Source organism: Actinomycetospora succinea, assembly GCF_004363095.1.
GTDB classification, from domain to species: Bacteria; Actinomycetota; Actinomycetes; order Mycobacteriales; family Pseudonocardiaceae; genus Actinomycetospora; species Actinomycetospora succinea.
The window spans coordinates 321,641-339,677 of sequence record NZ_SNYO01000003.1 but is presented as its reverse complement, the minus strand read 5'-3'; the positions used below and the strand labels follow the sequence as shown (position 1 = coordinate 339,677).

Annotated in this window: 18 protein-coding genes; 16 read left to right on the top strand and 2 right to left on the bottom strand. The window is 74.3% G+C overall.

The genetic code is table 11. The annotated features are described in order from the left end of the window. Positions 1-49: 49 nt before the first annotated feature. The 4 genes from EV188_RS12880 (at position 50) to EV188_RS12865 (ending at position 3,577) form a co-directional block, all read left to right on the top strand. Positions 50-1,084 carry an aldo/keto reductase gene (locus EV188_RS12880; RefSeq protein WP_133826664.1) on the top strand — a complete coding sequence of 345 codons (1,035 nt, stop codon included), beginning with the start codon at positions 50-52 and terminating at the stop codon, positions 1,082-1,084. 109 nt (positions 1,085-1,193) lie between these two features. Then, positions 1,194-2,075 (top strand): hypothetical protein, encoded by an 882-nt coding sequence (locus tag EV188_RS12875; protein ID WP_133826663.1) that lies wholly within the window; start codon positions 1,194-1,196, stop codon positions 2,073-2,075. Then, entirely contained in the window at positions 2,072-3,067 is a 996-nt protein-coding gene (locus tag EV188_RS32975) for a hypothetical protein (protein WP_133826662.1), read from the top strand. Before EV188_RS12875 ends, EV188_RS32975 begins: the two co-directional genes overlap by 4 nt. 18 nt (positions 3,068-3,085) lie before the next feature. Next, positions 3,086-3,577 carry a nitroreductase/quinone reductase family protein gene (locus tag EV188_RS12865; RefSeq protein WP_133826661.1) on the top strand — a complete coding sequence of 164 codons (492 nt, stop codon included), beginning with the start codon at positions 3,086-3,088 and terminating at the stop codon, positions 3,575-3,577. A 4-nt stretch (positions 3,578-3,581) separates the two neighbouring features. Here the strand turns inward: EV188_RS12865 and EV188_RS12860 are convergent, their stop codons facing one another. After that, complete coding sequence (locus tag EV188_RS12860; protein WP_133826660.1) at positions 3,582-5,627, bottom strand: HNH endonuclease signature motif containing protein; 2,046 nt, start codon at positions 5,625-5,627, stop codon at positions 3,582-3,584. Between the two features lie 106 nt (positions 5,628-5,733). Further along, on the bottom strand, positions 5,734-6,972 hold the full coding sequence (locus tag EV188_RS12855) for an alpha-hydroxy acid oxidase (RefSeq protein WP_133826659.1): 1,239 nt from the start codon (positions 6,970-6,972) through the stop codon (positions 5,734-5,736). 182 nt (positions 6,973-7,154) lie between these two features. Between EV188_RS12855 and EV188_RS12850 the strand changes: the two genes are divergently transcribed. The 12 genes from EV188_RS12850 (at position 7,155) to EV188_RS12795 (ending at position 18,011) form a co-directional block, all read left to right on the top strand. Beyond that, entirely contained in the window at positions 7,155-7,760 is a 606-nt protein-coding gene (locus EV188_RS12850; protein WP_133826658.1) for a hypothetical protein, read from the top strand. A gap of 211 nt (positions 7,761-7,971) precedes the next feature. Further along, positions 7,972-8,889, top strand: coding sequence for a methyltransferase domain-containing protein (locus EV188_RS12845; protein WP_133826657.1), 918 nt, complete (start codon positions 7,972-7,974; stop codon positions 8,887-8,889). A gap of 116 nt (positions 8,890-9,005) precedes the next feature. Next, positions 9,006-10,760, top strand: a complete 1,755-nt coding sequence (locus EV188_RS12840) for a PHA/PHB synthase family protein (RefSeq protein WP_133826656.1) — start codon at positions 9,006-9,008, stop codon at positions 10,758-10,760. Between the two features lie 211 nt (positions 10,761-10,971). Continuing rightward, positions 10,972-11,160: a hypothetical protein gene (locus EV188_RS12835; RefSeq protein ID WP_133826655.1), complete on the top strand. Its 189-nt coding sequence runs from the start codon at positions 10,972-10,974 to the stop codon at positions 11,158-11,160. Positions 11,161-11,274: 114 nt separating this feature from the next. After that, on the top strand, positions 11,275-11,616 hold the full coding sequence (locus EV188_RS12830; protein ID WP_133826654.1) for a hypothetical protein: 342 nt from the start codon (positions 11,275-11,277) through the stop codon (positions 11,614-11,616). 7 nt (positions 11,617-11,623) lie between these two features. Beyond that, the gene (locus EV188_RS12825) at positions 11,624-12,031 is read left to right on the top strand and encodes a helix-turn-helix domain-containing protein (RefSeq protein ID WP_133826653.1); all 408 of its coding nucleotides are present in this window, start codon (positions 11,624-11,626) and stop codon (positions 12,029-12,031) included. Beyond that, a complete protein-coding gene (locus tag EV188_RS12820; RefSeq protein ID WP_243741657.1) occupies positions 12,028-12,882 on the top strand; it encodes an alpha/beta fold hydrolase in 855 nt (284 codons plus the stop codon). Before EV188_RS12825 ends, EV188_RS12820 begins: the two co-directional genes overlap by 4 nt. Positions 12,883-12,901: 19 nt before the next feature. After that, entirely contained in the window at positions 12,902-14,539 is a 1,638-nt protein-coding gene (locus tag EV188_RS12815; RefSeq protein WP_133826652.1) for a class I adenylate-forming enzyme family protein, read from the top strand. A 9-nt stretch (positions 14,540-14,548) separates the two neighbouring features. Further along, on the top strand, positions 14,549-15,004 hold the full coding sequence (locus EV188_RS12810; RefSeq protein ID WP_133826651.1) for a hypothetical protein: 456 nt from the start codon (positions 14,549-14,551) through the stop codon (positions 15,002-15,004). Position 15,005: 1 nt separating this feature from the next. Beyond that, positions 15,006-15,866, top strand: coding sequence for an Fpg/Nei family DNA glycosylase (locus EV188_RS12805; protein ID WP_133826650.1), 861 nt, complete (start codon positions 15,006-15,008; stop codon positions 15,864-15,866). A gap of 5 nt (positions 15,867-15,871) precedes the next feature. Further along, on the top strand, positions 15,872-17,074 hold the full coding sequence (locus EV188_RS12800; RefSeq protein WP_208114166.1) for a histidine kinase: 1,203 nt from the start codon (positions 15,872-15,874) through the stop codon (positions 17,072-17,074). A gap of 52 nt (positions 17,075-17,126) precedes the next feature. Next, on the top strand, positions 17,127-18,011 hold the full coding sequence (locus EV188_RS12795; protein WP_133826649.1) for a S49 family peptidase: 885 nt from the start codon (positions 17,127-17,129) through the stop codon (positions 18,009-18,011). The last annotated feature ends 26 nt before the right edge of the window (positions 18,012-18,037 follow it).

Here is an 18,037-nt window from a genome sequence, read left to right as displayed (position 1 = left end):
ACGGCTATCCCGCAGGCCCTCGCCACCGTCGACAAGGAGCACCCCGCTCGTGAAGATGCGGACGCTGGGCCGGACCGGCATCAAGGTCAGCCCGTACTGCCTGGGCGCGATGATGTTCGGCGCCTGGGGCAACACCGACCACGACGACTCGATCCGGATCATCCACAGGGCGCTCGACGCCGGGATCAACTTCGTCGACACCGCCGACGTCTACGCGCAGGGCGAGTCCGAGGAGATCGTCGGCAAGGCGCTGCAGGGGCGGCGCGACGACGTCGTCCTCGCCACCAAGGCGCACGCCCCGATGGGCGACGACCCGAACCACCGCGGGAACTCGCGGCGCTGGCTGGTGCAGGAGGTCGAGAACTCGCTGCGCCGCCTGCAGACCGACCACCTCGACCTCTACCAGATCCACCGTCCCGACCCCGAGACCGACGTCGAGGAGACGCTCTCCGCGCTCACCGACCTCGTGCGCAGCGGCAAGGTCCGCGCGATCGGGTCGTCGACCTTCCCCGCCTCCGAGATCGTCGAGGCCCAGTGGGTCGCCGAGCGCCGCGGCCTGCAGCGCTTCCGCACCGAGCAGCCGCCGTACTCGATCCTCAACCGGGGCATCGAGCGCGAGGTGCTGCCGGTCTGCCGGCGCTACGGCATGGGCACGCTGGTCTGGAGCCCGCTGGCGATGGGCATGCTCACCGGCAAGATCCGCAAGGGTCAGGAGGCCGGGACGCAGCGCGCCCGGCGCACGCCGGGCCGCTTCACCGACGAGCGCAAGCTCGACGCCGTCGAGGAGCTCGTGCCGCTGGCCGAGAAGGCCGGCCTGTCGATGGTGCACATGGCGATGGCGTTCGCCGTGTCCCATCCGGCGGTCACCTCGGCGATCATCGGCCCGCGCACGATGGAGCAGCTCGAGGACGTACTCGCGGGCGCTGAGGTCACCCTCGACGACGAGGTCCTCGACCAGATCGACGCGATCGTCCCGCCGGGTGTCGACGCCAACCCCGGCGACGTGTCCTACGAGCCGCCCGCCATCGGCGAGGTGGCCCAGCGACGCCGGCCGCTCGCGGAGCGCGCCGCAGCAGGAAATTAATTCCCTCGGAAGCGGGCGGGGCGCCCCGCGACATCGGGCATCCCACACACAACACCGATCACTGAAGTCCCAGGTCCGGAAGGGGTCCGCGATGGGCACCGTCGCAGTTGTGATCATCATCGTGGTGGTGCTGCTGGTCGTGGCCGGCATCGCCGCCCTCGTCCTGGCGCGAAGGCGCCGACAGCAGCAGCTCGCCGACGAGTTCGGTCCCGAGTACGAGCGCCGGGTCTCGGAGACCGGCGACCGCAAGGAGGCCGAGAAGGAGCTGCGCCAGCGCAAGGAGCGCCACGACCAGCACCAGCTCCGGCCTCTCCAGCCCGACGAGCGCCAGCGGTTCCAGGCCGACTGGCAGCAGGTGCAGCGCGGGTTCATCGACGACCCGGGCGGCGCGGTCGAGCACGCGGACGCGCTGCTCGTGACGATCATGCGGGCGCGCGGCTACCCGGTCGAGGGGGGAGACCGTCGCACCGACGACCTCTCCGTGGCGCAGCCGCACCTCGTCGAGGACTACCGCGAGGCCCAGCGCGTCGTGACCGCCCACCGGCAGGGCACGGCGAGCACCGAGGACCTGCGCGGCGCGTTCACCGCGTTCCGCACCCTCGTCGAGGCGATGCTCGACGACGGTGACGGGCGCGGCGACGGTCGTGGTGACGGGCGGGGCCCCGACGGCACCACCGAGCGCATCGCCGGTGGACGGGACGACGCCCGGCAGGGCCATCCCCACGCCGGGACGGAACGGATCGAGCCGTCGCCGGCGGGCGCACCCGGGCAGGGCATGCCGCCCGGAGGCGCGCCCCCGCAGGGTGCGCCTCCCCGGGGAGCGCCGCCCCAGGGCGCCCCTGCGCAGGGCGCGCCTCCGCAGGGACCACCTCCTCCGCAGGGGGCGCCCCCGCAGGGACCGCCTCCCGCCGCACCGGCCGGCCCGGGCCGGCCCCCGTCGACGCCTCCCGCGTCCGGCGGACCCGACGGACACCAGGAGCACAGGCGATGAGCCACCCCGAGCACGGTCAGCCCGCAGGTCACCCCGCCGACGCCGCGGGCTCGGACCGTCCCGGCGGGTACGACGAGGACCCGCGCCAGAACGCCGGCGCGCCGGCCTCCGCGCAGCAGTGGGACCAGCCGGCGCCCGGCGGCCAGTACGGCGGCGCGGGGCAGGACCCGTACGGGCAGCAGCCCGGAGCCGGCCAGTACGGCGGCCAGCAGGCAGAGCCGTACAGCGCCCAGCCCGGCGGTCAGTACGGCGGCCAGCAGGCGGATCCCTACGGAGCCCAGCCCGGCGGGCAGTACGGCGGCCAGCAGGCGGATCCGTACGGAGCCCAGCCCGGCGGGCAGTACGGCGGCCAGCAGGCGGATCCGTACGGAGCCCAGCCCGGCGGGCAGTACGGCGGTCAGCAGGGAGACCCGTACGGGAGCCGGCCGGGAGACCCGTACGGCGGTCAGCCGGGCGGCCAGCACGGCGCCGGGTACGCCGAGTCGCACGCCGCCTCCGCTCCGCCGCAGCAGTACGACGCGGGACCGGGGCAGAGCGCGCCGGCGTCCGGGATGGGCGGGCAGCCCGGGGCGTACCCGGGCCCGCCCGACCACGCCGCCGGTGCGCCCGGCGAGCCGTCGGGGGACCGGAACGGAGGGCTCCCCGGCGATCAGCACGCGGGACAGCACACCGGCCCCGCCGGCGACTCGTCCCGCGACGCGGGGGACGCGCGGCAGCCCGCCGAGCAGGGCACCATCTTCGATCCCGACCATGCGGCGCGCTGGCGCTCGCAGTGGGAAGAGGTGCGGATGGCGTTCGTCGACCGCCCGCGGGACGCGGTCGCGCAGGCCGACGGGCTGGTCGGCGAGGTGCTCGAGGAGCTCTCGCGCACGTTCGCGCAGCAGCGCAGCGCGCTCGACCCGAACGCGCTCGGCGGCGACCCGTCCACCGAGGAGATGCGCCGCGCCGTGCAGCGCTACCGGGAGTTCTTCGACCGGCTGCTCACGCTGTAGCCCCGTAGGGTCCGGCCGATGGTCTCCACGATCGACTTCGGCCGGGTGATGGACCGTCTCGCCCCGGTCGTCGGTGCGGTGACACGGGCGCACATCGCGCTCTACCGCCGCACCGGCGGCCGGGTCGGGCACACCGGCCCGGGCCTGCCGACCATGCTGCTGCTCGACCACGTCGGTGCGCGCAGCGGGACGCCGCGAACCACCCCGCTGCTCTACTTCGCCCACCCCGCTAACCCGGACGACGTCGTGGTCGTCGCCTCCTACGGCGGACACCCGCGCCACCCGGCGTGGTTCCACAACCTGCGCGCGCACCCGGACACCACCGCGCAGGTGCGTGACGAGGTGCGCCCGGTCCACGCGCGCGTGGCGGGCGACGCCGAGCGGGAGCGCCTGTGGCCCGCGGCGATCGCGACCTACCGGCCCTACGCCGGCTACCAGCGCCGCGCCGACGAGGTCGGGCGCACGATCCCGTTCGTGGTGCTCACGCGACGGCGCCAGCACCCTGCGTGACTCGTCAGAAGGGTGGGGGACCGTCGGGGTCGAGGGCTGCCGGCGGTCTCGGGGGCGGGTCGTTCCTCGTCGCTCTGGTGCCGCCGAGCTCGGCGGCGAACCGTCGACGCCAGTCGTCCTCGTCGTCCGGGCGGTGGTCGGGCCATCCGTCGTCGGGCAGGGGTCTCGGTGCGCGGGCGGGTCGCGGTCCGGGCAGGGGCCGGAGGATCGTCGGAGCCCGGGTGGTGTGGGTGATGCCGGCGCGGGTGCGGATGACGAACCAGCCGGGCAGGGGTTGGCGGACGGTCCAGCCGGCGTGGTGCTTGGCGCGGTGGTCGTGGGTGCACCAGGCGCCGAGGTTCCAGGTGACGGTGGGCCCGCCGTGGGCGTGGTCGCGGGTGTGGTCGATCTCGGCGCGGTGGGCGGCGCGGCGGCACCACGGCACGACGCAGTGCCTGTCGCGGGCGCGGGTCCAGCGGTCGGCTTCGGCGCCGGGGCGGCGGCGCCGCCACTGATCGGGGCCGCTGTCGGCGTCGGGTGGACGACCGAGGTCGCCGGTGTGGGCGCGGTCGGCGACCCGGGCCTGGAGCTCGCGCAGCAGCAGTGCCCATCTGGGGTGGTCGTCGGGGTTCAGGGCGGCGAGCAGTGTCGTCGGAACCTGGAGTTCGACGATCGCGCCGGTCCGGGTCGCGCCCGGTGCTCGCCCCCGAGCGAGGGGGCCGGCTGGTCGTGCTCGGGCGAGCAGGACGTGCTGGAGATGCCCGTCGGCGTCGACGAGGACGATGCGCCATTCGCCGTGGTGGCGGGCCGCGATCAGGTCGCGGGCCACGGCTGCGGTCACGGCGCCGTAGCCGGGAACGGTGCCGGGGTGCTGGTCGAGTCCGAGCGCGGTGGTGAGTCGCAGCCGGACCTCCGTGGTGCCGTGGCGCAGCCGCCCGTCCCGGGGTTCCGGCTCGCCGACCGGGTCCGGCCTGCCAGCCGGGTCGGGGAGGTCGGGCAGGTCGAGGGCGCCCTGCGCGCCGGGTGAGCGCGGCGCCGGCATCTCCGGGTCGCCGGCCGGGAGGCCTGCGCCGTCCGGCCCGTCCGCGCCGGGCCCGCCGCCGGGTCCGGTGTCGTCGGGTCCGGTGTCGTCGGGTCCGCTGTCGTGAGGACCGCCGTCGGGTCCGCTGTCGTCGGGTCCGCTGTCGTCAGGACCGCCGTCGGGTCCGGTGTCGTCAGGACCGCTGTCGGGGTCGTCGTCGGTGGGGGTGGCGGTGGCGTGGTACTCGGCGGTGAGCCGTGCCACGACCTCGTCGTCGGTCATCCCGGCGGTCGATCCGTTGAGCAGTCGCATCCCGACCTGCAGGCGCAGCTGGTTGATCGGGGTCAGCACCCCCGCCGTACGCAGCCGCGCCGCCAGCGCCTCCGCCCGCGCCATCGAGGCGATGCCCTCCGGAGCAGGGGCGTCGGCGAAGGTCAGGGTCGCGGTCCCCGAGGCGTTCGCGACCAGCTCCACCCGCCCGCGGCCCTCGGCGCGCCGGCGACGGCGCTCGGCCCACTCCGGGTCCAGGTCCAGCGCGACCTCACCGACCCGCTCGCGCAGCGCCATCACCGGCAACCCCGCCGCCTCGGACAGCACCACCTCGACGGCCTCGCGAGCGTGATCGGTCGACAGGTCGCGCACGCCCTCGCTGATCGCGCGGACCTTCGGCTCGTCGAGCCGGCCCGACCACAACGCCGCCCCGAGCGCGGGCAACCGGGAGAACAGGTCGTCGGCCAGATCCAGGCGCCGCGACGCGGCCGTGCGCGAGCAGCCCAGCACCCCGGCGACCTCGTCACCGGAGAACTCATCCGAGCTCGCCAACCGCCCGGTGTGCCCGTCCTGCGCCGTCCCCAGCTCCCGCAGCCCGGCCAGCAGCAACGCCTCGGCCCGGTTGTGCAGCGCCCACCGCGCCCGCACGTACGCGGCGAGGTCCTCCCCGGTCAGCGACGTCGGATCGACCTGGTCGAGCCTCGCCGCCAACGCCGTGTCCGGTGCCCGACCCGCCACCGCGGCCGCCAGGCCGATCCGCGGGTCGAGGTCGATGCTCACAGGGACGACGCTAGGACCCACCCCCGACAGTGCCGCCCGGAAAACCCCGGCTCAGCGCCCGACACGAGATCACGAACAGGTCACGATTCCCTGCTCGAGGGCTGTCTCAGAGCCGCACGTGGTCCGGGGTCAGGTCCTTGACCGACGAGACCCCGAGCAGCGCCATCGTCCGGCGGATCTCGGCGGTGAGGATCGTCGCGAGGCGCTCCACCCCGAGCTCGCCCCCGGCCATGAGCGCGTAGAGGTAGGCGCGCCCGACGAGGCAGCCCGAGGCGCCGAGCGCGACGGCGGCGACGATGTCGGCGCCCGACATGATCCCGGTGTCGAGCAGGATCTCGGCCTCGCCGCCGACCTCGGCCACCACCGACGGCAGCGTCTCGAGGGGCACGGGCGCGCGGTCGAGCTGGCGCCCGCCGTGGTTCGAGACGATGACCGCGTCGGCGCCGGCGTCGACCACCCGCCGCGCGTCCTCGGCGGTCTGGACGCCCTTCACCACGAGCGGTCCGTTCCACGTGGATCGGAGCCAGGCGAGGTCGTCGAGGTTCAGCGCCGGGTCGAACATCGTGTCGATGAGCTCGGCGACCGTGCCCTCCCACGACGTCAGGGCCGCGAACTCCAGGGGGTCCGTGGTGAGCACGTTCAGCCACCAGTGCGGGTGGCGCGCCATGTCGGCCAGGGTCCGCGCGGTGAGGGCCGGCGGGATGGTCAGCCCGTTGTAGGCGTCGCGCAGGCGGGCCCCGCCGACCGGCGTGTCGACGGTCAGCATGATCGCCTCGTTGCCGGCCTCCGCCGCCCGGCGCACGACCTCCTCGCTCGCGGCCCGGTCGCGCCAGAGGTAGAGCTGGAACCAGCGCCGGGTGTCCGGGGCGGCCGCGGCGAGGTCCGCGGGCGAGGTGGTCCCCATCGTCGAGAGGGTGTGCGGCACCCCGAGGCGACCGGCCACGCGGGCCACGGCCACCTCGCCCTCGTGGTGCATCATCCGCGTGAAGCCCGTCGGCGCGAACGCGAACGGGTACGCCGAGGGCCCGCCCAGCAGGGTCGTCGAGGTGTCGATGTGCGAGACGTCGCGCAGCACCGAGGGCCGGAACTCGAGCGACGCGAAGGTGTCGCGGGCACGCCGCAGCGACAGCTCGGCCTCGGCGGCGCCGTCGGTGTAGTCGAAGACCGCCCGCGGGGTGCGACGGCGGGCGATCGCGCGCAGGTCGGCGACGGTGTGGGCGCGGGCGAGCCGCCGGCGGGTCCCGTCCAGCTCGGGACGCGCGACCCGCAGCAGCGGGCGCAGCTCCGACGGGCGCGGCAGCCGACGCGCCGTGCGTCCTGGGGGCGGTTTCGGCGGGGTCGTCATCGCCCGGTTCCTCCTCGTCGCGGCCTGCTCGGGACGACAGGGCCGTTGCTCACCGAACGGGGCCGGACGCGGAACGTCAAGGGACGCCCGGCAGGGGAGGGTGTGGTCCACCCGTGGCGAGGTCCGGTGCGGTACAACCGTCCCGAGGCGCCGGCATCGGCGGTCGGCGAGAGGACGAGGTCGTGAGCTACCCGCAGCGTTCGTGGGACGACGGCGACGTCGAGGTCCTGCCCAAGCGGCTCTGGGCCGGTGGGGTGGCGACGGCGGTGGTCGCCGCGGGCATCGCCATCGTCGGCGTGCTGATCATCTCGAACGTCTTCGACCTGGGCATCCAGACCACGCAGCGCAGCGGCGCGCTGGTCGACAACGCCATGACGATCATCCCCGTCTGCGCGGTCATCGCCGCGCTCGCCGGGACGGCGCTGCTGCACCTGCTGCTCCTCACGACGCCCCGCCCCGCGACGTTCTTCTCCGCGATCGTGCTGCTGGTCCTCGTGGTCCTGCTGCTGCAGGTGTTCCTGGCCGCGGGCGGCGTGGTCGACCACATCGCCACGGCGATCCTCTACGCGGCGATCGGGCTCGCGATCATCTCGATGCTCTCGGGGGTCTCGCGCACGGCGGTCCGCCCGGCGTCGCAGGGCGGCTGGGGCGGGCGCCAGTACGACGGCCGCTACGACCAGCGCTACGGCACCTACGAGCGCCCGTACAACGACCCGTACGCCCAGCAGGACGAGCGCACGACGCGCTACGACCCCCGCGGCCCGCAGGGTGGCGGCGGCCGCTGGTGACCCCCGGGGCGTGACCGTCGTGACGTTCCGTGTGTGATCGGACACGCGCCCTGCGTGACGTTGGTTCTATTGACGCCCGCTTTCCTTGACCCCTCTTCCGGGGGCTGACGACGATCGATCCCGCGTGATGCTCCACGCGGGCGGTTACTGCTGCCCGCGTCCAGCTTCCGTCGCCCTCCCCCGTGGAGGACGACACCGGGAGGAGAAGTCGATGGCACCCACGGCGGTCAACGGCACCGGCAACGGCACCAGCCGCGAGCACGAGGTCCTCCACCGGGCAGGCGGCACGCAGCGCAGCGGAGCTGCCGCGCCGGAGGCCGCAACAGCACCGGCGGGCGGATCGGCTCCCTCGTCGCAGCACCCCGTCGACCTCCAGCGGGCCCGCGAGGCCATCCGCCTGGCGCTGCCCGAGCCGGGCAGCAAGTTCAGCCAGGACGACGAGTTCTGCGTCGTGGCCCAGCCCGACGGGACCTGGGGCGAGTACCGCTTCCACGACTACGACCGCATCTTCGGCGTCCCCGGGCTCTACGAGAAGATCTTCTACGACGTGCTGGGCTGCGACTCGCCGCGGTTCATGGTCGGCCTGCTGAGCGAGGCGCTCGCGGCGGCCGGCGAGCAGGCCTCGGCGCTGCGCGTGCTCGACCTGGGCGCCGGCAACGGGATCATGGCCGAGGAGCTCGCCGCGGTCGGCGTCGAGCACTCCGTCGGCGTCGACATCCTCACCGAGGCCCGCGACGCCGCCCTGCGCGACCGGCCCGGCCTCTACGCCGACTACCAGGTCGCCGACCTCACGAGGCTCTCCGCCGCGCAGCGCGAGACGCTGGCCGGGCACGAGCTCAACGCGCTGACCGTGGTCGCCGCGCTGGGCTTCGGCGACATCCCGCCGGCGGCGTTCCGCACCGCCTACGACCTCGTCGCGCCCGGCGGCTGGGTCGTCCTGACGATCAAGGACGCCTTCCTCGACGCCACCGACACCTCCGGGTTCGGCGGCATGATCGGCGAGTCGATCCGCTCGGGCGCCCTCGAGGTGGTGCGCCGCGAGCGCTTCCAGCACCGGCTCGCCACCGACAGCAGCCCGCTGCTCTACGAGGGGATCGTCGCGCGGAAGCGCGGTCAGCTGGCGGGCTGAGACGCCTGCCTCTGACTCGCCGGTAACCGTGTGACCCAGGTCCCAGCGGGGCACACTTCCCGTCGGGGCGTGCCGGCGCGGCACGTCTGGAGTCGACGTGGAGGTAGGTCGCCGACATGACCGTGGAGCAGCACCGGAGCCAGCCGCCGACCGTCCCGACGGGTCCGGGCGTGGACCTCGCCCGCGCGCTCGAGTCGGTCGTGCCGGCCGAGGTGCTCGCCGAGGTCGACCCGGCCCTGTGGGGCCGGACGGTCGTGCAGGTCGCGCAGGGCCTCGCGACGCACCCCGCCGACGTGGGCCGGGTCGTCGCGGGGCACGCCGCGCTGGCCGCCCGCATCGGCACGGCCACCGTGGCCCGGGTCTTCGGCTCGTCGGCGGACGGTCCGGTGCCGATCGAGAAGGACGGCCGGTTCAAGGACCCGACGTGGGAGGAGAACCCGGCCTACTGGGGGCTGCGCCAGCAGTACCTCGCGCTGGTGGCGACGCTGCACGACCTCGTGGACGCCGCGGGCCTCGACGAGTCCTCGCACGAGCGGGCGCTGCTGCTCGCCGACGTCCTGAGCAGCGTGCTCTCGCCGACGAACCTGCTGCCCGGCAACCCGTCGGCGCTCAAGCGCGCGTTCGAGACGGGCGGGTCGAGCGTGGTGTCCGGGTTCCGCCAGATGCTCGACGACCTCGCGACCAACCAGGGCCGCCCGCAGCAGGTCGACCGCACCAGCCTGCGCGTCGGCCAGGAGCTCGCCGCGACGCCGGGCAAGGTCGTCTACCGCAACCGCCTCATGGAGCTCATCCAGTTCGAGGCGCAGACCGACGAGGTCCACGAGATCCCGATCCTCGTGAGCCCGCCGTGGATCAACAAGTACTACGTCATGGACCTCGCGCCGGGCCGCAGCTTCCTCGAGTGGGCCGTGCAGCACGGGCACACGGTGTTCGTCATCAGCTACCGCGACCCGGACGAGTCGATGGCCGACACCGGCCTCGACGACTACCTGGAGCTCGGTGACCTCGCCGCGCTCGACGTGGTCCAGGAGATCACGGGCGCCGAGACGGTCAACCTCGTCGGGCTCTGCCTGGGCGGGCTGATGGCCACGATCGCGACGGCGATGCTCACCGCGCGCGGCGAGGGCGAGCGCATCAACTCGCTGACCCTGCAGAACACGCTGCTCGACTACAGCGACCCCGGGCCGGTCGCGAGCTTCGTCGACCCGGAGATCGTCGAGCGCCTCGAGCGGAAGATGGCGAAGACCGGCTACCTGCCGTCGGAGTCGATGGCGGGGACGTTCGACCTGCTGCGCGCCAACGACCTGATCTTCAACTACGTCGGGCCGAACTGGCTCGAGGGGAAGGCGCCGCCGGCGTTCGACATCCTCGCCTGGAACGCGGACTCGACGCGGATGCCGGCGAAGATGCACGCCTTCTACCTGCGGCACTTCTACCTGCAGAACGAGCTCGCGCGCGGCGAGCTGGAGCTCCTCGGCGAGCACCTCTCGCTCAAGGCGATCACCAACGACACCTTCATCGTCGGCGCCGTGAACGACCACATCGCGCCGTGGAAGACGTCCTTCACCTCCACCGGCCTGCTCGGCGGCGACGTCACGTTCACGCTCTCGAACGGCGGGCACATCGCCGGTGTGGTCAACCCGCCCGGCAAGAAGGCCAAGCACTGGATCGGCACCGTCGGCGGCTCCTCCGCCCCGGACGCCGAGACCTGGCTGCAGCGGGCCAGCGAGGTGCAGGGCTCGTGGTGGGAGCCGTGGCGCGACTGGATCGGCGAGCGCGCCGGCGGCATGCGCACCCCGCCGTCGGTGGGCTCGGAGGCACACCCGCCGCTCGGGGACGCACCGGGCTCGTACGTCCTCGGGACGGGGTGAGCCACGCCGGGTGGTGAACGGTGGGCAGGTGGGTGATCCCTCTGCCCTCGGGTGTTTCCCCAGGAGAACGCTGGGTAACGGCGTGCGGCCATCGGTCGATGCACGGTTGACGAGCGCGGCTGCGCTCGTCACCGTGTTGCACGGAGCGCATCTCCACTGCGCCTCCTGCAACCGACCGCCCGCTGCCTTCACCACCCGAGGGTGTTGCCCGATGAACCGTTCCGCCTCCGTCGCTCTCCGTCGCAAGGTCGACGACGCCGTCGGTCCCGCCTACGACCCGGTGTTCCTGCGCCTGGACCTGCTGCTGGCCAGCCGTGAGGGTCGGTGCCCGTGCGACGCGTGCGCCTCGCGGGTCGCCGACCGTCTCGACCGTCTGGTGGCCTGTCTCCCCGAGGAGTGACGGCGGGAGTGACCGGACGGCGACGCCGTGTGACCGGCGCCATCGACACCCCGCGCCGTCCGGCGTGTGCTTGGTAAACTGAGCGCCGTCACCGACGACGCGGAGGAACCACGCATGGCCACCCCCACCGCCGACCCGAGCATCGACCAGGTCCGGGAGCGGGCCGTCGACATGCTCACCCAGGTCCAGGAGGCCGGGCTCCGCTTCGCGGGCTCGGTCGCCGAGAGCTGGACCGCGGCGCTGCAGAACGTTCCCGGCGCCGGTGCCGTCACCGGCAAGGGCGCCGCAGCGGGCGTGCCGGGCCTGCCGCGCACGCCGTTCGAGGCCGTCGACCGGTTCTACGACACCGGCGTGCAGATCCTCGAGGCGCAGCGCTCCGTCGCCCACCAGGTGCTCGAGGCCGTCGCGCCGGCGCTCCCGACGTCGGTCCGCGCGACGTCCACGCCGCGCCGATAGAGGATTCGTGGTCGTCCCGGGCGGGGCGTGGGAGGACCACCGCCGCGCCCTGGGCGGGTTCATCCGCAGCCAGCGCAAGCTCGCGCGCCTGTCGCTGCGGCAGCTGTCCGCCCTGAGCAACATCTCGAATCCGTACCTGAGCCAGATCGAGCGAGGGCTGCACGAGCCGTCGGTCCGTGTGCTGCACGCGATCGCGGAGGCCCTCGACATCTCGGCCGAGACCCTGCTGCTGCAGGCCGGCCTGGTGCGTGAGCACGCCGGGGACGCCCCGGCGGAGGCCGCGGGGTCGGGCGATGGGTCCACAGAACGGGCCATCCGCGCCGACCCCCGGCTCTCCGACGCGCAGAAGGAGGCGTTGATCTCCGTGTACCGGAGCTACACCGCGGGCTCGCCCGCCCCGGGAGGGGCGCGGTGAGCGCCCTGCCCGTCCCCGTCCCCGATCCGGCCGACGATCCGGCCCCCGCGCCTCCCGGCCGTCCGGAGTGGGTCGGCGACGTCGTCGTCGCGGGGTACCGGCTGCACGTCGCGCACCGGCCCGGCGCGCCCGGTCGCACCCCGCTCGTGCTGGTCAACGGCATCGGCGCGAGCGTCGAGTTCCTCGACCCGCTGGTCGCGGCGCTCGACCCGGACCGCCCGGTCGTGCGCTTCGACGTGCCGGGCATCGGCGGGTCCCCGCTGCCGTGGGTGCCGCTGCCGATGGCCGGGCTCGCCGGTCTGCTCTCGGGGCTGCTCGACGAGCTCGGGTACGCTCGCGCCGACGTGCTCGGCCTGTCGTGGGGCGGCGGCATCGCCCAGCAGTTCGCGCTCCAGCACCCGGACCGCACGGGCCGGCTGGCCCTCGTCAGCACCGGGATGGGCGCGTGGATGGTGCCGGCGCGGCTCACCGTGCTCGCGAAGATGCTCACCCCGCGGCGCTACAACGACCGGCGCTACCGGCACGACGCCGGTGCGGAGATCTACGTGGGCGAGGACCAGGCCGCGGTCGACGAGGTGTTCGGGCGCGCCCGGCCCGTCGCGTTCCGGGGCTACCTCTACCAGCTCATGGCCCTGATGACCTGGACCAGCCTGCCGGTGCTGCCGTTCATCTCGGCGCCGACGCTGGTGCTCGCGGGGCGTCGCGACCCCGTGATCCCGATCGTCAACGCCCACATCATGGGCGGGCTCATCCCGCGCGCCACGGTGCACCTGCACCAGGGCGGCCACGTCGGGATCCTGACGCGCCCGGACGAGCTGGGGCCGGTGCTCGAGGACTTCCTGGACGGCTGAGGCGATCTAGGGTCCCCGCATGACCGACTGGCGGACCTGGGTCCCCGAGCGACTGACCTACCCCGAGGTGCCCGTCGGGGCCCTGCTCGACGGTGCCGCCCGCCGCTACGGCGACCGCGTCGCGTTCTCCCACCACGACCGCACGCTGACCTTCACCGGGCTGTGGCGCGCGGCGTGCGGCCTCGCCCACCACCTGCACGCCCGGGGCGTCGTGCCCGGCGACGTCGTCGGCGTGCACCTGCCGAACGTGCTGTCGTACCCGGTCGCCTACTACGGGATCCTGCTCGCCGGGGCGACGTTCACGCCGGTGAGCCCGCAGCTGCCCGCCGAGGGGGTCGCCGGACAGCTGCTGGACGCGGGCGCGGTCGCGGTGATCGGGATGCGCGACACCGGGTCGGGCGTCCCGCTGATCCCCACCGACGGCGTCACCGTCGCCGACGGCGCGGAGGCCGACGAGGCGCCGGTGGTCGACCTCGACCCCACGGTCGCGCGCGCCCACCTCGCCTACACCGGCGGCACGACCGGCAGCCCCAAGGGCGTGGTGCTCACGCACGCCAACGTCGTCACCAACGTCCTGCAGTACGCGTGCCACGGCAGCGGGTCGCGGCCCGCGCCCGGCGTCGCGGGCGACGTGGGCCTCGAGCAGGTCGGGCCGGCCCAGGAGTGGCCGACCCGCCTCGGCGAGGGGACCGGCATCGCCGTCGCCCCGTGGTTCCACGCGATGGGGACGATCGGCGGGATCGGCGTCGCCGTGGTGTCCGGCGCGACGAGCATCGTCCACGAGCGCTTCGACCCGGCCCGGCTGCTCGCCGACGTCGAGACCCACCGCGCGACGACGGTCTCGGGCGCGCCGCCGCTGTTCCACGCCCTGCTCGCCCACCCCGAGGCCGCGGGCCGCGACCTCACCTCGGTGCGGACGGTGACCTCGGGGGCGGCGCCGATGCCGGTCGCGCTGGCGCAGCGCATCGCCGAGCGGATGCCCGAGGCCGTCATCGTCGAGGGCTACGGGATGACCGAGGCGACGATGGGGCTCACGCTCGGCGCCACCGCGCGCTCGGCGCACCGCCGGATCGGCACGGTCGGCGTCCCGGTGCCCGACACCGAGATCGTCGTCGGCCCGGCCCCGGGCGAGCCCGCCGGCGTCGGGGAGGCGGGCGAGGTGTGGGCGCGCGGCCCGCAGGTGATGGTCGGCTACCTCGACCGCCCGGAGGCCACCGCCGAGACGCTCGTGGACGGGTGGCTGCGCACCGGCGACATCGGGGTGCTCGGCGAGGACGGCCAGCTCGAGATCGTCGACCGCGCGAAGGACATGCTGCTCTACAAGGGCTACAACGTGTACCCGCGCGAGCTCGAGGAGCTGCTGGTGGCGCGCCCGGAGGTCGCGGCGGCGGCGGTCGTCGGGCGGCCGGACGTCGCGGTCGGCGAGGAACCGGTGGCGGTCGTCGTCCTCGCCCCCGGCCAGGAGCCCACCGCCGAGCTCGGCGCGCTGCTCGCGGGCGCGGTCGACGAGGGTGTGGCGCCCTACAAGCGCCTGCGCGCGGTCCACGTCGTCGACACGCTGCCCGTCTCCGCGGCGGTCAAGGTGCTCAAGCGCGAGCTGCGCGACGGGCTGGACGGTGCGCTCGGGGAGCCGGTCTGGCGCCGTGAGCAGGGCTAGAGTGGGCCCATGGCCCGGATCCGCATCGTGCGCGCCGCCGACGGACGGCAGTGGATGGTGCGCCAGAAGCTCGAGTGGATCGACCCCGCCACGGGTGAGGACTTCGAGCACGACATGCAGGGCGGCCGGCTCGCGGCCATCGGCATCGTCTCGATCATGGGCCTGCTCTGGGTCGCGCTGCTGGCGTGGTGGTTCACGGGCAGCCAGGGTGTCGTCGTCCCGATCTGGGTCTGGCTGATCCTGCTGGCGATCTTCCTGTTCTTCCCCGGCCGGTGGGTGCTGCGGCGCCCGCGCACGCTCGTCGCCGAGACCCCGGGCGGGTCCGACGGGTCGGCGCCCGAGCGCTGGGTGGGCTGGGTGCGGGGCACCGCGGCCGCGCGCGAGGAGATGATGCAGACGGTGCGCAGCCTCGAGACCCGCGCGACGCCCGCGTACGCCGACAGTCCGCTGCAGCCGGTGAGCTGACATGCCCGAGCTCCCCGAGGTCGAGGCCCTCGCCGAGCACCTGCGCACGCACGCGCTCGCCCGGCCCGTCGCGCGCGTCGACGTCGCGAGCATGACCGTGCTCAAGACCTTCGACCCGCCGGTGTCGGCGCTCGTCGGGCGGCTGGTCACCGGGGCGTCGCGGCACGGGAAGTTCCTGGACGTCGAGCTCGACGGCCTGCACCTCGTCGTGCACCTGTCGCGGGCCGGCTGGCTGCGCTGGCACGACCAGGCCTCGGCCACCCCGCCCAAGCCCGGCAAGGGCCCGCTCGAGTTCCGCGTGCACCTCGAGACCGTGGGCGGCCCGGGGTTCGACCTCACCGAGGCCGGCACCCAGAAGCGCCTCGCGGTCTACCTCGTCGACGACCCGCAGCAGGTCCCGGGCGTCGCCAAGCTCGGGCCCGACGCGCTGGCGATCTCCCGGGCCGAGTTCGGCGAGCTGCTCGCCGGGCGCTCCGAGCGCCTGAAGACGCTGCTCGCCGACCAGCAGGTCCTCGCCGGCATCGGCAACGCCTACTCCGACGAGATCCTGCACGTCGCGAAGCTGTCGCCGTTCGCGTCGGCGGGCAAGCTCGACGCCGAGGCGGTCGACCGGCTGCACGCCGCGATGGTCGGCGTGCTGAGCGAGGCCGTCGAGCGCGCGGTGGGCCAGGACGCCGCCCGTCTCAAGGGGGAGAAGCGCTCCGGGATGCGCGTGCACGCCCGCACCGGCCTGCCGTGCCCGGTCTGCGGCGACACCGTCCGGGAGGTCTCGTACGCCGAACGGTCGTTCCAGTACTGCCCCACCTGCCAGACACAGGGTCGCGCGTTGGCGGACCGCCGCCTGTCGCGTCTGGTCAAATAGGTGCCGTGCCCAGCTGGTTGACCGATCCGCGCGTGGTCGCCGCCGTCGGCGTGGCGATCGCGCTGGTGATCGCGGTCCTGGTCTACCGGCGGGTGAAGCGCCGCAACCAGTTCGCCTCCCCGCTCGAGCGCGCCACGTTCTCCACGCTCCACACGGTGTCGCTGGCGGCGCCGGCGCTGCGCGAGGGGCTCTCCGAGGGTTCGGCGCAGTTCGCGGTGCCCTACCTGCGCACGCTGCTCGACACCGAGGCCCTGTCGATGACCGGTTCGGACTGCGTCCCGCTGGCGTGGGACGGCGAGGCCGAGCACCACAGCCTCGACGTGCGCCAGTACGCCGAGAAGGTCATGCGCACCGGGCGCCAGCAGGTCGCCAGCCGCAAGGACATCGAGTGCGGTTCCCAGGACTGCCCGGTGCGCGGCATCGTCGTCGTGCCGCTCGAGGTGGACGGCAACGTCGCGGGCACGCTGGCCGCGGTCAGCGCCGACACCCCGGGCCCCGTGCTGCTGCGCGCGTCGGCCGAGGTCGCCCGGTACGTGTCCAGCCAGCTCGAGCTCGCCGACCTCGACGAGTCCCGCGCCCGGCTCAACCGCGCCGAGGTCCGGGCCCTGCGGGCGCAGATCTCGCCGCACTTCATCTACAACGCGCTGAACACCGTCGCCTCGTTCATCCGCACCGACCCGGAGCGGGCCCGCGAGCTGCTGATGGAGTTCGCCGACTTCACGCGCTACTCGTTCCGGCAGGCCGGCGAGTACACGACGCTCGCCGACGAGCTCAAGAACATCGACCGCTACCTCGCCCTCGAGCACGCCCGCTTCGGCAACCGGCTGCACGTGAAGGTGCAGGTCGCGCCCGAGGTGCTCTCGGTCGTGCTGCCGTTCCTGGCGCTGCAGCCGCTGGTCGAGAACGCCGTGCGCCACGGGCTGTCCGGCAAGCCCGGCGGCGGCACGGTCTCGCTGACCGCGGAGGACTCGGGCGCCGAGTGCACGATCATCGTCGAGGACGACGGCGTCGGCATGGACCCCAAGGCGCTCACCGAGGAGAACCGCGACGCCCACCTCTCGGGCGCCCACGTCGGCCTCGGCAACGTCGACGACCGGATGCGCTCGGCGTTCGGCCCCGACTACGGCCTCGTCGTCGAGACCGAGCGCGGCGCCGGCACGAAGATCATCCTGCGCGTCCCCAAGTTCCGGGCCGGCGTTCGCGTCTAGCGGACACCCGGTTGATCTCGGCATCACCGGGACGGCGGCTAGCGTGGAGGCCATGAGCTTGCGTTTCGGCCCGGCCCTGTCCTCGGTCCTGCCCGGTCCCCTCGCGGCGGCGACGGGCCAGCGCACGGTGAGCGTGGTCCGCCTGCAGGGCGTCATCGCGGCGACCAGCGGCCCGGTGCCGCGGGCGGTCATCAACATCACCACGGTCGAGGACGCCCTGCGCCGCGCCTTCACCGCCGACCGCGTCGAGGCCGTCGCGCTGATGATCAACTCGCCGGGCGGGTCGCCGACCCAGTCCGCGCTGGTCGCCGACCGCATCCGCGGGCTCGCCGAGGAGCACGAGGTCCCCGTGCTGGCGTTCTGCGAGGACGTCGCGGCCTCCGGCGGGTACTGGCTGGCCTGCGCCGCCGACGAGATCTACGCGCACCCGACGTCGCTCGTCGGCTCGATCGGCGTGGTCTCGGGCGGCTTCGGGCTCACCGGGCTGATCGAGCGCTACGGGATCGAGCGCCGGCTGCACACCGCGGGCCAGAACAAGGCGCGCCTCGACCCGTTCCAGCCCGAGAAGTCCGAGGACGTCGAGTGGCTGCTCGGGATGCAGGGCGAGCTGCACGAGATGTTCATCGAGTGGGTGCGCGCGCGGCGCGGGGCCGCCCTGGTCGAGTCCGAGGACCTGTTCACCGGCGAGGTCTGGACGGGGCGCAAGGCCCGGGAGCGCGGCCTGATCGACGACCTGGGCACGGCCCGCGAGGTGCTCGGCCGCCGCTTCCCGGACGCCGACCCGGTGACCGTCGAGCCCCGCCGCCCGCTGCTCGCGCGCCTCGGCCTCGGCGGCATCGCGGCGCCGTTCACCCCGCCGGCCGCGATGACCGATCCGGTCGGCTCGGCGCTCGACTGGGTCGAGCACCGTGCGCTGTGGAGCCGCTTCGGGCTCTGACGGTCCCCACATCCGCCCGGTCGGAC

What these genes read in the sequence shown, in the direction of transcription:
- EV188_RS32975 (WP_133826662.1), top strand. Translation starts at nt 2,072, where the DNA reads ATGAGCCACCCCGAGCACGGTCAGCCCGCAGGTCACCCCGCCGACGCC.
- EV188_RS12865 (WP_133826661.1), top strand. Translation starts at nt 3,086, where the DNA reads ATGGTCTCCACGATCGACTTCGGCCGGGTGATGGACCGTCTCGCCCCG.
- EV188_RS12855 (WP_133826659.1), bottom strand. Translation starts at nt 6,972, where the DNA reads ATGACGACCCCGCCGAAACCGCCCCCAGGACGCACGGCGCGTCGGCTG.
- EV188_RS12845 (WP_133826657.1), top strand. Translation starts at nt 7,972, where the DNA reads ATGGCACCCACGGCGGTCAACGGCACCGGCAACGGCACCAGCCGCGAG.
- EV188_RS12840 (WP_133826656.1), top strand. Translation starts at nt 9,006, where the DNA reads ATGACCGTGGAGCAGCACCGGAGCCAGCCGCCGACCGTCCCGACGGGT.
- EV188_RS12835 (WP_133826655.1), top strand. Translation starts at nt 10,972, where the DNA reads ATGAACCGTTCCGCCTCCGTCGCTCTCCGTCGCAAGGTCGACGACGCC.
- EV188_RS12830 (WP_133826654.1), top strand. Translation starts at nt 11,275, where the DNA reads ATGGCCACCCCCACCGCCGACCCGAGCATCGACCAGGTCCGGGAGCGG.
- EV188_RS12815 (WP_133826652.1), top strand. Translation starts at nt 12,902, where the DNA reads ATGACCGACTGGCGGACCTGGGTCCCCGAGCGACTGACCTACCCCGAG.
- EV188_RS12810 (WP_133826651.1), top strand. Translation starts at nt 14,549, where the DNA reads ATGGCCCGGATCCGCATCGTGCGCGCCGCCGACGGACGGCAGTGGATG.
- EV188_RS12805 (WP_133826650.1), top strand. Translation starts at nt 15,006, where the DNA reads ATGCCCGAGCTCCCCGAGGTCGAGGCCCTCGCCGAGCACCTGCGCACG.
- EV188_RS12795 (WP_133826649.1), top strand. Translation starts at nt 17,127, where the DNA reads ATGAGCTTGCGTTTCGGCCCGGCCCTGTCCTCGGTCCTGCCCGGTCCC.